Here is a 14,479-nt window from a genome sequence, read left to right as displayed (position 1 = left end):
ACCGCGCCGGCCGAGCGGCCCCTCAGGAGGCGCGTCCGACCGCCGAGCGGCCGCGGTCGGCGTCGTCGTCGACCGGATCGGCGCCCCGCGGATAGCCGAGCATGATCAGGGCCGACGCCACCCAGATGACGCCGATCACGATGATCAGGGTTCCGGCATCCCAGCCGGCGAGCAGACCGGCGACCGCCGCACCGACCGCGGCCGCCGTCGTCCGCAGGCCGGAGCCCACGGTGAAGATCTGCGACCGCACGCTCGCGGGACTCTGCTGCTTGCGCAGCAGCAGCATGGCGGCCGTGCTCGGGCCGGTGCAGATCCCCGAGAGCGAGATCGCGGCGATCGTCCACGGCAGTCCCAGATCGAGCGCGGCGACGATCGTGAGCAGCCCGGTTCCGGCGAACCCGACGAGCATCACGGTCTCGGTGCGCCAGCGTCGCGGCGGACGTCCCGTGGCGATGAGTGAGCCGAGCAGCGAGCCGATCGCGAACGCCGTGACGATCCACGCGCCGCGTTCCGGGGTGTCCGCACGCTGCAACTCGAGCGCGACGGCGCAGATCGGCAGCGCCCCGGCTCCGAACTGCGCGACGGTGCCCGACAGGGTGACCGCAGCGAGCGGACGATGGGTCAGCAGATGCAGCGTGCCCGCGCCGATCGCGGCCAGCGCGCCGTGCTCGGGTCGGGCGCGGGGTGCCATCGGAAGACCCGACACCGCGATCGCCCCGAGCAGCGACGCCCCCGCCAGGATGAAAGCGCCCGCCCCGGCGGCCCCCACGCTCACCACGATCGCGGCCAACCCGGGGCCGGCCACTCCCCCGACGTTGTACGACAGGGCATCGGCGGCGTAGGCGCGGCGTTCGTCGGCGAATCCGTCCGTCACGAAGCTCGACAGCCCGCCGAGGAAGAACGGCGACGCCGCTCCCGAGATCACGAGGGCCGCGACGACCGCCCAGAGGGGCACGGTCCCGAGGAAGGCGCTCAGCGCGAAGGCCGCCGCCGTGACCAGACCGGATGCCGCCACCAGCCGCCGCGGATGCCGCGTGCGGTCGAGGGCGACCCCGACCAGCGGCGCGGCGATCACGCTGGGCGCGAGCGAGGCGGCCACCAGCCCGCCGCCGATCGCGACGTCGTGCAGGCGCTGCACCGCGAGGATCGGCAGCACGACGCTCGACCCGGAACTCGCCACGCGCAAGGGGATCGAGGCGGCGAGGTAGCGCGCGGCGCTCACCGGCGCCTCGTCGCGTCCTGCACCTCGCCGACCAGCTCCTCGATGATGTCCTCGAGGAACAGCACGCCCCGGGTCGCCCCGTTCTCATCGAATGCGCGGCCCAGGTGCGAGCCGGAGCGCCGCATCGTGGCCAACGCGTCCTCGAGCTCTGCGTCGTGGAAGACCGAGATCAGCTGCCGGATGCGCTTGGGCGGCACCGGTTCGGCGAACTCGTCCTCGTCATCCAGGTCGATGACGTCCTTGAGGTGCAGGTAGCCGCTCGGTTCCCCGTCCTCGTCGACGAGCACATAACGACTGAAACCGTGCTGCGCGACAGCGCGCTCGACGTCTTCGGGGGTGGCGTCCTCGGGCAGCGTGATGAGCTTCGGCATCGGCACCGTGATGTCCTTGACGGTCTTGGTCGTGAACTCGAAGGCGTTGCTGAGCGTTCCGGTCGAGTCGGTCAGCACGCCCTCACGCGTCGAGGTCGCCACGATCGTCGCGACCTCATCGACGCTGAACGCCGTGTTGGCCTCGCTCCGCGGCTGCACCCCGAAGAGCCTCACGATGCCGTTGGCGGTCGCGTTGAGGGCCACGATCACCGGCCGGAAGACCGCGGCGATGCCGACGAGCGGGGTGGCGAGCAGCAGCACGGCGCGGTCCGGGATCGAGAACGAGATGTTCTTGGGCACCATCTCGCCGAAGACGACGTGCAGGAACGACACGAACACCAGCGTGATCACGAACGCGATCGTGCTCGTGACGCCGTCGCCCCATCCGGTCAGGTGCAGGGGGATCTCGAGCAGCCGATGCAGGGCGGGCTCGGAGACGTTGAGGATCAGCAAGGAGGCGATCGTGATGCCCAGCTGCGTCGTCGCGAGCATGAGCGTCGTGTGCTCCATGGCCCACAGGGCGGTTCGGGCGGCGCGCGAACCCGCCTCGGCGCGGGGCTCGATCTGCGAGCGCCGGGCCGCGATGATGCCGAACTCGGCCGCGACGAAGAAGGCGTTGACGACGAGCAGGATCGCGAGCCAGGCGATCCCCCACCAGTCGGACCCGGTCATCCGGCGCCCCCCTGCCTCGGGGATCCGGAGCGCGGCTCGCCCTGATCGTCGTGACGCGGGGTGAAGCGCACGCGGTCGATGCGACGGCCGTCCATGCGTTCGACGCGGAAGGTTCCCGCCTCGATCTCGACGAGGTCGCCGACTCGGGCGAGGCGTCCGAGCTCGCTCATGAGATATCCGGCCACCGTCTCGTAGGGCCCGTCCTCCGGCACCACGACGCCGGCCCGCTCGATGAGTTCGTCCGGCCGCAGTGCGCCGGGGAAGGTCAGCCAGTCGCGACTGCGGACGACGTCGGCGCGTGAGCGGTCGTGCTCGTCGGCGACCTCGCCGACGAGCTCCTCGACGAGGTCTTCGAGGGTCGCCACCCCGGCGGTTCCGCCGTATTCGTCGACGACGACGGCCATCTGGTAGCCGCGGCCGCGCAGCTCGCCGAGCAGGGTGTCGAGCTTCATCGTCTCGGGAACCCGCAGGGCATCGGACTGCAGCGCCGACACCGGCACCTCGGGGCGACGTTCCCGCGGCACGGCCACCGCCTGCTTGATGTGCACGAGGCCGACGACGTCGTCGATGTCGTCGTCGATGACGGGGAAGCGCGAGAACCCGGTGCTACGGGCCAGTTTCACGACCGCGTCGGCGGTCGCCGAACGGTCGATGCTGGCCACGCGCGGGCGGGGGGTCATGACGTCGGCTGCGGTGTGATCCGAGAACACGAGGGTACGGGCCAGCAGGGTCGCGGTGTCGCGATCGAGCCCCCCTTCGCTCGCGGAGCGGCGCAGCAGGCTGCGCAGCTCCTCCGCGGTGCGCGCCGAGCTGAGCTCCTCCTTGGGCTCGATGCCCACGCCGCGCAGCAACAGGTTGGCGGTGCCGTTGAGCAGGCGCACGAACGGCTTGAACACGGCCGTGAACCCGAGCTGGAACGGCACGACGATCTTCGCCACCTGTCGCGGGATCGCGAGCGCCAGGTTCTTGGGCACCAGCTCGCCGATGATCATCGACAGCAGGGTGGCGATGACGATCGCCACGATGGTCGCGATGGGGTCGATCGCCTCATTCGGCAGCCGGATCGCCGTGAGCACGGGCCGCAGCAGCGAACTGAATGCGGGTTCGAGGGTGAATCCGGTCAGCAGCGTGGTGAGGGTGATGCCCAGCTGCGCGCTCGAGAGATGCGTGGAGGTGCGCTTCAAGCCCCGGATGACGGGGCCGAGCATGGTCTCGCCCCGCGACTGACGCGCTTCCAGCTCGGCGCGATCGAGGTTGACCAGCGTGAACTCGCTGGCGACGAAGAACCCGGTGCCGATCGTCAGAACGACCCCGATGATCAGGAGGATGCCCTCGTAGCTCACAGCACCACGAATCGCGATCGGCCAGACGGAGGGTCATCCATGATTCGCCCGAGTATATCGAGCGCCGGCATCGCGCTCCTGCGAGTTCGGTCTCGCCCCCTCAGCCATCGTTTCTCCCCGAATCGACCCTCGGCGGCGATCGAGGGGTCGATTCGGGGCGTTTCGAGGGGGACGGGGTGCGGGCGCGTCTGCGCGCCGGCTACCAGCTCACGGGCAGGGCCTTGCCCTCCTCGTATCCGGCCGCGCTCTGGAACCCGACGGCCGCCCGCTCGTGGAAGGCGTCGAGCGTGCCCGCCCCGGCGTAGGTGAACGAGCTGCGGACCCCCGAGGTGATCATGTCGAGCAGATCCTCGAGCGAGGGACGCGCCGGGTCGAGGTAGATCTTCGAGCTCGAGATGCCCTCGGCGAAGAGCTCCTTGCGGGCCAGCTCGTAGGGGTCCAGGCGACCGAAGCGCTCGTGTACGGCCTTCGTCGATGCCATGCCCCAGCTCTGCTTGTAGAGCCGGCCGTCGGCATCCGACTCCAGCCGACCCGGCGCCTCGATCGTCCCGGCGAACCACGAGCCGATCATCACGGATGCCGCGCCCGCCGCGAGCGCCAACGCCACGTCGCGCGGGTAGCGCACCCCGCCGTCCGCCCAGACGTGGGCACCGAGCTCGCGCGCCGCATCCGCCGTCTCGAGCACCGCCGAGAACTGCGGCCGGCCGACCGCCGTCATCATGCGCGTCGTGCACATGGCGCCCGGCCCGACGCCGACCTTGAGGATGTCGGCTCCGGCATCCACGAGATCGCGCACGCCGTCGGCCGTGACGATGTTGCCCGCGACGACCGGGATGCCCAGGCCGAGCCCCTTGACCGTCGCGAGAGCGCGCAGCATGCCCTCCTGGTGTCCGTGCGCCGTGTCGAGCACCAGCACGTCGACGCCCTCGGCCGCGAGCGCCCGCGCCTTCGACGCGACGTCGCCGTTGATGCCGACCGCCGCCGCGACGCGCAGCCGGCCATCGCCGTCGAGCGCAGGGCGGTACAGCGTGCCGCGCAGGGCGCTCGTGCGGGACAGCGTGCCGATCACGTGACCGTGACGCTGCACGAGGGCGAACTCGAGCTCGGCGGCGACCATGAGGTCGAATGCCGCACGAGGGCCGGCGAGATCGTCGGCGTCGAGCGCCGTGATCGATCCGTGAAGCAGGTCGCCGAGGCGGGCGTCCGCGAGCGCCGTGCCCAACCGGGTCGCCGGAATCGCCCCGACCTCGGTGCCGTCGGCCGTGCGCAGCACGACCCCGTGCCCTTCGGCCGGCGGCAGTTGCCGGAGCGCGTCCGCGACCGTCTGGTCCGGGCTCATCACGAGCGGGGTGTCCCAGGCGACGGGCTGCTCCTTGACCCACCGGATCGCCGCGGCCAGCTCCTGCAGGGGCAGGTCCTGCGGCAGCACGCCGAGTCCGCCGCGGCGCGCCAGCGTCGCCGCGAGTCTCGGTCCGGTCACCGAGTTCATGTTGGCCGACACGATCGGGATCGTCGCGCCGCTGCCGTCGCCCGGGGCCAGATCGACGTCGAGTCGGCTGGTCACCGCCGATCGACTGGGCACCAGGAAGACGTCCGAATAGGTCAGATCGTGAGCGGGAACCGAACCGAGGAAGCGCATGAGTCAACGGTACGGGCAAGAAGGGCGATATTTCCGGCGGCGACCCCCGCTCCGGGGACGGCTTTCTCGCTCAGGAGTGATTAAGCTGGAACGTGGTGCGACCACCGGCAGGTCGCTCCGCCAACGCAAACGAACGAGATCTGAAAGTGGGCGGTCAGCCGTGTCGACCCCGATCACCGGAACCGCATCCGACGACCCGAACTCGGGTGAGTTCGGAGCAAACGAATGGCTTGTCGACGAGCTGTACGAGCGCTATCTGGTCGACAAGGACTCGGTCGACAAGAGCTGGTGGCCCGTGCTGGAGAGCTACCACCCGGTCGCCGAACCCACCCCCACGACCTCGATCCCGGTGATCGCGGAGGCCGAAGCCCCGGCCGCGCCCGAGGCGCCCGCCCCGGAGGCCCCGGCGGCGGAAGCCGCACCAGCCGCCGAAGCCGCCCCGGCCCCCGCTCCCGCCCCGGCCGAGCCGGCCCCGACCACCGGCGCGACTCCCGTCGCGCGCACCACCTCCGCGCCCGCGAAGCCCCAGCCCATCCCGGCCGAGGCCCCGCGCACCTCGAGCATCCCCGTCGTCGACGACGCGCAGACCCCCGCGCCGTCGGAGGACGTCGTGACCCCCCTGCGCGGCATGAGCAAGACGCTCGCCGCCAACATGGACCAGAGCCTGACCGTGCCGACCGCGACGAGCGTGCGCACGATCCCGGCGAAGCTCATGATCGACAACCGCATCGTCATCAACAACCACCTGCGGCGCGCGCGCGGCGGCAAGGTCTCGTTCACCCACCTCATCGGATGGGCGATCGTGCAGACCCTCAAGACGTTCCCGAGCCAGAACGTCTACTACACCGAGGTCGACGGCAAGCCCTCGGTCGTCGCACCGGCGCACGTCAACCTCGGAATCGCGATCGACCTGCCCAAGCCCGACGGAACGCGCTCGCTGCTCGTGCCGGGCATCAAGCGCGCCGACACCATGACCTTCGCCGAGTTCCTCTCGGCCTACGAGGACGTCGTGGCCCGCGCCCGCACCAACAAGCTCACGGCCGCCGACTTCGCCGGCACCACGATCTCGCTCACCAACCCCGGAGGCATCGGCACCGAGCACTCCGTGCCGCGTCTCATGCAGGGCCAGGGCTGCATCGTCGGCGCCGGGGCGCTCGAGTACCCCGCCGCCTTCCAGGGCTCCTCCGAGAAGACCCTGGCCGAGTTCGGCATCGGCAAGACCATCACGCTCACCAGCACCTACGACCACCGCGTCATCCAGGGCGCCGGGTCCGGCGAGTTCCTCAAGACGATCCACGAGCTGCTGATCGGCGAGCACGACTTCTACGAGGACATCTTCTCGGCGCTGCGCATCCCCTACGACCCGATCCACTGGGCCGAGGACATCAACGTCGACCTCGCCGAGCACGTCAGCAAGACCGCCCGGGTGCAGGAGCTGATCAACTCCTACCGGGTGCGCGGGCACCTGATGGCCGACATCGACCCGCTCGAGTACCGCCAGCGCACGCATCCCGACCTCGAGATCACCAACCACGGCCTGACCTTCTGGGACCTCGATCGCGAGTTCGTCACGGGCGGCTTCGGCGGCCGGCGGGCGGCCCTGCTGCGCGAGATCCTCGGGGTGCTGCGCGACTCGTACTGCCGCACGATCGGCGTCGAGTACATGCACATCCAGGACCCGGCGCAGCGCGCCTGGTTCCAGGAGCGGCTGGAACGGCCGTACCAGAAGCCCACGCACGACGAGCAGCTGCGCATCCTCAGCAAGCTCAACGAGGCGGAGGCGTTCGAGACCTTCTTGCAGACCAAGTACGTCGGCCAGAAGCGCTTCAGCCTCGAGGGCGGCGAATCGACGATCCCGCTGCTCGACGAGATCCTGCAAGGCGCCACCGAGGCCGGGCTGGACGAGGTCGCGATCGGCATGGCCCACCGCGGTCGCCTCAACGTGCTCACCAACATCGCGGGCAAGACCTACGGTCAGATCTTCCGCGAGTTCGAGGGCACGCAGGACCCGAAGACGGTCCACGGCTCGGGCGACGTGAAGTACCACCTCGGAACCGAGGGCACCTTCGTGGCCGCGTCCGGCAAGGAGATGCCGGTCTACCTGGCCGCGAACCCGTCCCACCTCGAGGCCGTCAACGGCGTGCTCGAGGGGGTCGTGCGCGCCAAACAGGACCGCAAGGGCGATGGGCAGTTCTCCACCCTGCCGATCCTCGTCCACGGCGACGCCTCGATGGCCGGCCAGGGCGTCGTGGTCGAGGGACTGCAGATGTCGATGCTGCGCGCCTATCGCACCGGCGGCACCATCCACGTCGTCATCAACAACCAGGTCGGCTTCACGACGCCGCCCTCGGAGGGCCGCAGCTCGATCTATTCGACGGATGTCGCCAAGACGATCCAGGCTCCGGTCTTCCACGTCAACGGCGACGACCCCGAGGCGGTCGTCCGGGTCGCGGAGCACGCCTTCGCCTACCGCCAGCAGTTCAAGCGCGATGTCGTCATCGACCTGGTCTGCTACCGCCGCCGCGGGCACAACGAGGGCGACGACCCGTCGATGACCCAGCCGCTCATGTACAACCTGATCGAGGCGAAGCGCTCGGTCCGCACCCTCTACACCGAGGCGCTCGTGGGTCGCGGCGACATCACGAACGAGGAGTACGAGGCCGCCCACCGCGACTTCCAGGACCGTCTCGAGCGCGCCTTCGCCGAGACGCACGCCGCCAAGACCGGAACGATCCCGATCATCACGGGCGACCAGCACCCGACGAGCGACATCGAACGGCCGGTGGCGCAGCAGGACGACTCGACGGTCGAGCCCGAGTCCACGGCGATCGCCGAGAGCGTCGTGCAGCTCATCGGCGACGCCCACGACAATCCGCCCGCCGGGTTCAGCGTGCACCCCAAGCTGCAGCAGCTGCTCAAGAAGCGCTACGAGATGAGCCGTCAGGGGTCGATCGACTGGGGCTTCGGCGAACTCATCGCCCTCGGCTCCCTCCTGCTGGAGGGCACCCCGGTGCGTCTGGCCGGCCAGGACGCCCGCCGCGGCACCTTCGTCTCGCGCCACTCGGTGTTCCACGACCGCCAGAACGGTCAGGAGTGGCTGCCGCTGGCCAACCTCTCCGACACCCAGGCGCGCTTCGCGATCTACGACTCGCTGCTCAGCGAGTACGCCGCCCTCGCCTTCGAGTACGGCTACTCGGTCGAACGTCCCGACGCCCTGGTCGTCTGGGAAGCCCAGTTCGGCGACTTCGCCAACGGCGCCCAGACCGTCATCGACGAGTTCATCTCGAGCGCCGAGCAGAAGTGGGGCCAGCGCTCGGGCGTCGTGCTGCTGCTCCCGCACGGCTACGAGGGGCAGGGCCCCGACCACTCCTCGGCCCGCATCGAGCGCTACCTGCAACTGGCGGCCGAGAACAACATGACCCTCGCGCGCCCCTCGACGCCGGCGTCGTACTTCCACCTGCTGCGCCGTCAGGCCTACGCGCGACCGCGACGGCCGCTGATCGTCTTCACGCCGAAGTCGATGCTGCGCCTGCGCGGAGCATCCAGCGAGGTCGCCGCCTTCACGCACGGCAAGTTCGAGCCCGTCCTCGACGACCCGCGCCTGGCGGGAGCCGACACCGCGGCCGTGAAGCGCGTGCTGCTGCACGCGGGCAAGATCCACTACGACCTGCTGGCCGAACTGGACAAGAAGCCGGATGTCGCGAGCAGCGTCGCCCTCGTGACGCTCGAGCAGTACTACCCCCTGCCCGACGCCGAACTGCAGCCGGTGCTCGACCGCTACCCCAACGCCGAACTGGTCTGGGTGCAGGACGAGCCCGAGAACCAGGGGGCGTGGCCGTTCATCGACGTCGAGCTGACCAAGCGCCTGCGCGGCCGCACGATCCGCGTCGTCTCGCGGGCGGCATCGGCCTCCCCCGCGACCGGCTCGGCGAAGCGCAGCGCGGCCCAGCAGACCGAACTGATCGAGCGGGCGCTGACGCTGTAGCGCCCGAAGGCGGCCCGCCAGCGCGGCGGGCCGCGGGTGAAGCCGGGGCTAGGGGTGAAGCGGGCTAGACCTCGGTCAGCCGCGACAGGATCGCGTTGCGCAGCTCTTCGGGCGCCTTCTCCCGGCACGCCTTCTGCATCTTGACCGTCATGGTGATGCCCACGAGGTGCTCCCCCGTGCAGTCTTCGCAGTTCTCGAGATGCTCGGTCACATCGCGGAAGGCCTCGTCGCTGAGTTCGCGGTGCAGATACTCCTCGAGTTCCGCCTTGGCTTTGTCGCAGCCGCAATCGGTCATGTCGTGCTCCTGGGAGGTGGTGCCGCGACGGCGAAGCCCCGTTCGCGGGCGTAGTCGGCGAGCAGCCCGCGCAGAAGGCGGCGCCCGCGGTGGAGTCGGCTCATCACGGTGCCGACGGGGGTCTTCATGATGTCGGCGATCTCCTGGTAGGCGAAGCCTTCGACATCGGCGAGGTAGACGGCGAGCCGGAAGTCCTCCGGGATCGACTGCAGCGCTTCCTTGACATCGCTGTCGGGAAGATGATCGATCGCCTCGGCCTCCGCGGAGCGGGTGGACCGCCCCTGGGTGATGGACTCGGCCGAGCCCAGCTGCCAGTCCTCGAGGTCGTCGATCGTGTTCTGGTACGGGTTGCGCTGGTTCTTGCGATACCCGTTGATGAAGGTGTTGGTCAGGATGCGGTACAGCCACGCCTTGAGGTTGGTGCCCTGCCGGAACTGGGCGAATGCCGTGTACGCCTTGGCGTAGGTGTCCTGCACGAGGTCGCCGGCATCCGCCGGATTGCGGGTCATGCGCATGGCCGCCGCGTAGAGCTGGTCCATGAACGGAATCGCCTGCTCCTCGAACAGGGCGCGCAATTGCTCCGGTGGGAGCGACGAGCGCTTCGCTCCGCGCCGGATGTCTTCGGAGTCGATCGCGTCCAGCTCCGCCTCGATCTCGGCGTGCTCCTCAGTGAGCGCGACCTCGACCTCTCGGGCCTCGGCTTCACCCTCGCGGTCTGTGAGCTTCTCGTCGTCCATCGCCGACGAGTCTAGTTCTCGCGACCCGAGCGCGATCTCGTCGCGCGGGCGTTCGAGCACGGACAGCATCACCTGCACCCCGTTCTCTCGTCGCGCGTCTCATCACACGTCTGGTCACCGGCTCCGCCCGTGGGGCGCCCGGTATCCTTGACAACCGATGGCACTGCAGAGGTATTCCACCCGCGACGAGTTCGGCAACCTGCTGGCGAACGACGACGCCCGCGTCTGGTGGTCGGCCCCCACGGCGACCTCGGCGCTCTCGGCCAGGATCATGCTTCCCGGCTCGAAGAGCCTGACCAATCGCGAGCTCGTGCTCTCGGCTCTCGCCGATGGGCCGTCGCTGTTGCGTCGGCCCCTGCACTCCCGCGACTCGCAGCTCATGATCGACGCCCTGCGCGCACTCGGGGTGGGCATCGAGGAGGTTCCGGGCGACGGCGCTTTCGGTCCGGATCTGCGGATCACCCCGCCCGAACCGACCGGCGGCGAACTGCTGGGCAGCGTGTCGATCGACACCGGCCTGGCCGGCACCGTGATGCGCTTCCTGCCGCCGGTGGCCGCCCTCGCCCTCGGTCCGACCGCGATCGACGGCGACCCGAGCGCCCGCCGCCGCCCGATGCGCACGACCATCACAGCACTGCGCGATCTCGGCATCGAGGTGGATGACGACGGCTCCGGAACGATGCCCTTCACGATCCACGGCACGGGCGCGGTCGAGGGCGGCGAGCTCGCCATCGACGCCTCCGCGTCGAGCCAGTTCGTGTCGGGATTGCTGCTCGCAGCGCCGCGGTTCCGCCGAGGACTGACCCTGCGGCACACCGGGGAACGGCTGCCGAGCCTGCCGCACATCGAGATGACGATCGCCGCCCTCGCCGCGCGGGGGGTCACGGTGTCCAGCCCCGAGCCCGGCGTCTGGGTGGTGCCGGCCGGCCCGATCGCGGCTGCCGAGGTGACGATCGAGCCCGACCTCTCCAACGCCGCGCCGTTCCTCGCCGCCGCGCTCGTCGCCGGCGGCACCGTCACGATCGAGGGCTGGCCGGATGCCACCACCCAGGTCGGCGCCCAGCTCGAGTCGCTGCTGCCCCGCCTCGGCGCCGCGGTGAGCCGTGCGGGTGGCGCACTCACGGTGGACGGGGGGCCCGGCATCCGCGGGGGCGCCGCCCTCCCGGGCGTCGACCTCGACCTCGGCGAGGCGGGCGAGCTGGCGCCGACCTTCGCGGCGCTCGCGGCCTTGGCATCCGGTCCGAGCCGACTGCGCGGCATCGGGCATCTGCGCGGACACGAGACCGATCGGCTGGCCGCGCTCGTCACCGACATCACCGCCCTGGGCGGCCGGGCCCGTGAGCTCGACGACGGTCTCGCGTTCGAGCCGGCCGAGCTGCACGGCGGGCCCTGGCTGGCCTTCGAAGACCACAGGATGGCGACGAGCGGGGCCCTGATCGGCTTGCTCGTCGAGGGCGTCGAGATCGACGACATCGGTTCGACGGCGAAGACGCTGCCCGAGTTCCCCGAGCTGTGGGAGCAGATGCTGCATGGGCGACCGGCGGCGAGCCCCGCTCCGATCGACTGGCTCGGGTTGTGACCTCGGCGGCGAGCGACACGATCGCCACGATCCCCCGGCGGCTCCCCCGGTGAGCTGGCTCGACGGCGACGACAGCGAGCTCGACGAGGACTTCGGCGACTGGGACGAGTCGGATGTGCGCATCCGGCCCAATCCGAAAGGCAACCGCCCGCGCACCAAGACCCGCCCCGGTCACGACGACGCCGTCATCGGCCGTGTGCTCTCGGTCGATCGCGGCCGCTACACCGTGCTCGTCGACGAGGACGGGCCCGAGGAGCGCGCGATCACGACGACCCGGGCCCGCGAGCTGCGCGACCAGGCCATCGTCACGGGCGACCGGGTCGACCTGGTGGGAGACACGAGCGGCGACGAGGGGTCGCTCGCGCGGATCGTGCGGATCCGTCCGCGGCTGACGCTGCTGCGCCGTAGCGCCGATGACAGCGACGAGGTGGAACGCATCATCGTCGCCAACGCCGACCAGCTCATGATCGTCGTCGCGGCGGCCGACCCCGAGCCGCGACCCCGCCTGGTCGATCGCTACCTGGTCGCCGCCTACGACGCCGGGATCGCCCCCCTGATGGTCATCACGAAGACCGACCTGCAGAATCCGGATGCGTTCCTCGCCGCCTTCGCGGGGCTCGACATCCCGGTCTTCCGCAGCGCGCAGGGCGCCTTCCCGCTGGCGGAACTCGCCCCGGCGCTGGCGGGGCACACGACCGTGGCCGTCGGACACTCCGGAGTCGGCAAGTCGACCCTCGTCAACGCCCTCGTGCCCGGAACGGATCGCGCGGTCGGCGTGGTCAACGCCGTCACGGGACGCGGGCGGCACACCTCCTCGTCGACCGTGTCGCTCCGGGTGCCCACCGGCGGATGGATCATCGACACCCCCGGCGTGCGCTCCTTCGGACTCGGGCACGTCGACCCCGACAACATCCTGCGCGCCTTCTCCGACCTCGCCGCGGTCGCCGCGGAGTGTCCCCGCGGCTGCACCCACCTGCCCGACGCCCCGGATTGCGCCCTCAACGAGGCCGTCGCCGAGGGCCGGCTGAGCCCCGATCGGGTCGACTCCCTGCAGCGCCTTCTCGAGAGCCTCACGGGCTGACCCTTCCGTTCACCCGGCATCGCTAGCCTGAACGGGTGAACGCCTCGACGCCTGCCCCGACCCTCGCCGACGACCTCGCCGTCGCCCTCACGCTCGCCGGCGAGGCCGACCTCATCGCGATGGATCGCTACCGCGCCCAGGACCTCGACGTGCAGCTCAAACCCGACCGCACCCAGGTGACGGATGCCGACACCCGCGTCGAGCGGATGATCCGCGACCACCTGGCGCAGGCCCGCCCCGGCGACTCGGTGTTCGGCGAGGAGTACGGCACGACGGGGAGCTCGAGCCGGCAGTGGATCGTCGACCCCATCGACGGCACCTCCAACTTCGTGCGCGGGGTCCCGATCTGGGGTCTGCTGCTCGCCCTGGTCGTCGACGGGGTTCCCCAGCTCGGCGTGGTGAGCGCACCCGCCCTCGGCCGGCGCTGGTGGGGCGCGACCGGTCACGGCGCCTGGATGCAGCCCGACGGCGGCGAACCGCGGCGCCTCGCCGTGAGCGGCATCGACGAGCTCGCCGACGCGACGCTCAGCTACAACAGTCTCAAGGGCTGGGATGAGGCCGGTCGTCTGGATCAGTTGATCGGCCTCAGCCGTGAGGTCGGCCGCACGCGCGCCTTCGGCGACCTGTGGTCCTACATGCTCGTGGCCGAGGGTGCCGTCGACATCGCAAGCGAGTTCGACCTCAAGCCGTGGGATATCGCCGCGCTGGTGCCGGTGATCCGTGAGGCAGGGGGGACCATCTCGAGCGTCGACGGCGCCGCGCCGATGGCCGACGACAGCATCCTCGTCACCAACGGTCTCCTGCACGCACGCGCCCAGGAACGGCTCTCGATCGCCTGATTCATGCGGCGATCCACGCCGGCGCCTCGGGCTCGGCGACGGTCCGGCTTCGCTAGGCTGGCGTCAGCCTCGGGGCCCTCACGGCGTCGAGACCCGAAAGGCCCCCATGACCAGGATCACCCGATACCGGGCCCGCGCCCTCGCGATGACGACGATCGCCGCGGCTGCGTTGCTGCTGTGCGGATGCAGTGTGGTCAACCAGCTCACCGGCACCACGCAGCGTGACGCGAGCGGAACGCCGACGGCGGCGAACAGCAACGCCGACGTGTTCAGCATCAAGGTCGGGGACTGCCTCAACGACGCGAGCGCGCAGGGCACCGTCACGACCGCCCCGATCGTGCCGTGCAGCCAACCCCATGATTCCGAGGCATACAAGAGCATCACGATGGCCGCCGGCAAGTTCCCCGGCGACGCAGCCGTGAAGGATCAGGCCGACACGGGCTGCGCCGACGCCTTCGCGGCCTTCATCGGCATCAGCTACGCCGACTCCAGCCTCAAGATCTCGTACTACTTCCCGACCGAGACCAGCTGGAACACCCGCGGCGACCGCCAGATCATGTGCACCGTCTACGACGACGGCGTGAAGACCACCGGCACCCTGAAGGGCGCCGCGCGCTAGCCCTCCCCGCCCCGCGGCATCCGCCCCGCCCCGCCCCGCCCGTCATGATGCCAAATGAAGGAGAATGGCGCGTCCGCCGCGCCTTTCCGCCGGACTG

Annotated in this window: 11 protein-coding genes; 5 read left to right on the top strand and 6 right to left on the bottom strand. The window is 70.5% G+C overall.

The annotated features are described in order from the left end of the window. Positions 1-22: 22 nt before the first annotated feature. From ACFPJ4_RS02695 to guaB1, 4 genes are all read right to left on the bottom strand, one after another. Positions 23-1,222, bottom strand: coding sequence for an MFS transporter (locus tag ACFPJ4_RS02695; protein WP_386738744.1), 1,200 nt, complete (start codon positions 1,220-1,222; stop codon positions 23-25). Next, on the bottom strand, positions 1,219-2,265 hold the full coding sequence (locus tag ACFPJ4_RS02690; protein WP_386738743.1) for a hemolysin family protein: 1,047 nt from the start codon (positions 2,263-2,265) through the stop codon (positions 1,219-1,221). The genes ACFPJ4_RS02695 and ACFPJ4_RS02690 overlap by 4 nt, the downstream gene beginning before the upstream one ends. Next, on the bottom strand, positions 2,262-3,608 hold the full coding sequence (locus ACFPJ4_RS02685; protein ID WP_386738742.1) for a hemolysin family protein: 1,347 nt from the start codon (positions 3,606-3,608) through the stop codon (positions 2,262-2,264). Before ACFPJ4_RS02685 ends, ACFPJ4_RS02690 begins: the two co-directional genes overlap by 4 nt. A 199-nt stretch (positions 3,609-3,807) precedes the next feature. Further along, a complete protein-coding gene (gene guaB1 / locus ACFPJ4_RS02680; RefSeq protein WP_386738741.1) occupies positions 3,808-5,247 on the bottom strand; it encodes a GMP reductase in 1,440 nt (479 codons plus the stop codon). A 160-nt stretch (positions 5,248-5,407) separates the two neighbouring features. Here guaB1 and ACFPJ4_RS02675 point away from each other — a divergent pair, with 160 nt between their 5' ends. After that, the gene (locus ACFPJ4_RS02675; protein WP_386738740.1) at positions 5,408-9,232 is read left to right on the top strand and encodes a multifunctional oxoglutarate decarboxylase/oxoglutarate dehydrogenase thiamine pyrophosphate-binding subunit/dihydrolipoyllysine-residue succinyltransferase subunit; all 3,825 of its coding nucleotides are present in this window, start codon (positions 5,408-5,410) and stop codon (positions 9,230-9,232) included. A gap of 64 nt (positions 9,233-9,296) precedes the next feature. On the opposite strand, the gene ACFPJ4_RS02670 is transcribed toward ACFPJ4_RS02675, so the two are convergent. Together ACFPJ4_RS02670 and ACFPJ4_RS02665 are read right to left on the bottom strand one after the other, a co-directional pair. Beyond that, positions 9,297-9,527 (bottom strand): zf-HC2 domain-containing protein, encoded by a 231-nt coding sequence (locus tag ACFPJ4_RS02670; protein ID WP_386738739.1) that lies wholly within the window; start codon positions 9,525-9,527, stop codon positions 9,297-9,299. Continuing rightward, the gene (locus ACFPJ4_RS02665) at positions 9,524-10,333 is read right to left on the bottom strand and encodes a sigma-70 family RNA polymerase sigma factor (protein ID WP_386739759.1); all 810 of its coding nucleotides are present in this window, start codon (positions 10,331-10,333) and stop codon (positions 9,524-9,526) included. The genes ACFPJ4_RS02670 and ACFPJ4_RS02665 overlap by 4 nt, the downstream gene beginning before the upstream one ends. A gap of 88 nt (positions 10,334-10,421) precedes the next feature. On the opposite strand from ACFPJ4_RS02665, the gene aroA reads away from it, so the two are divergent. The 4 genes from aroA to ACFPJ4_RS02645 all read left to right on the top strand — a co-directional run bounded on the left by aroA (position 10,422) and on the right by ACFPJ4_RS02645 (position 14,382). After that, positions 10,422-11,843, top strand: a complete 1,422-nt coding sequence (aroA, locus tag ACFPJ4_RS02660) for a 3-phosphoshikimate 1-carboxyvinyltransferase (RefSeq protein WP_386738738.1) — start codon at positions 10,422-10,424, stop codon at positions 11,841-11,843. A gap of 49 nt (positions 11,844-11,892) precedes the next feature. Beyond that, entirely contained in the window at positions 11,893-12,924 is a 1,032-nt protein-coding gene (rsgA, locus tag ACFPJ4_RS02655; RefSeq protein WP_386738737.1) for a ribosome small subunit-dependent GTPase A, read from the top strand. Between the two features lie 35 nt (positions 12,925-12,959). After that, a complete protein-coding gene (locus ACFPJ4_RS02650; protein ID WP_386738736.1) occupies positions 12,960-13,763 on the top strand; it encodes an inositol monophosphatase family protein in 804 nt (267 codons plus the stop codon). Positions 13,764-13,869: 106 nt separating this feature from the next. Continuing rightward, positions 13,870-14,382: a septum formation family protein gene (locus ACFPJ4_RS02645; RefSeq protein ID WP_386738735.1), complete on the top strand. Its 513-nt coding sequence runs from the start codon at positions 13,870-13,872 to the stop codon at positions 14,380-14,382. Positions 14,383-14,479 lie beyond the last annotated feature (97 nt).

The sequence above is a fragment of the Lysinimonas soli genome, assembly GCF_042655435.1.
In the GTDB taxonomy this organism is placed as follows: Bacteria; Actinomycetota; Actinomycetes; order Actinomycetales; family Microbacteriaceae; genus Lysinimonas; species Lysinimonas soli.
Note: the sequence above shows the minus strand (reverse complement) of the source record. Positions and strands in the feature narration are given on the sequence as shown.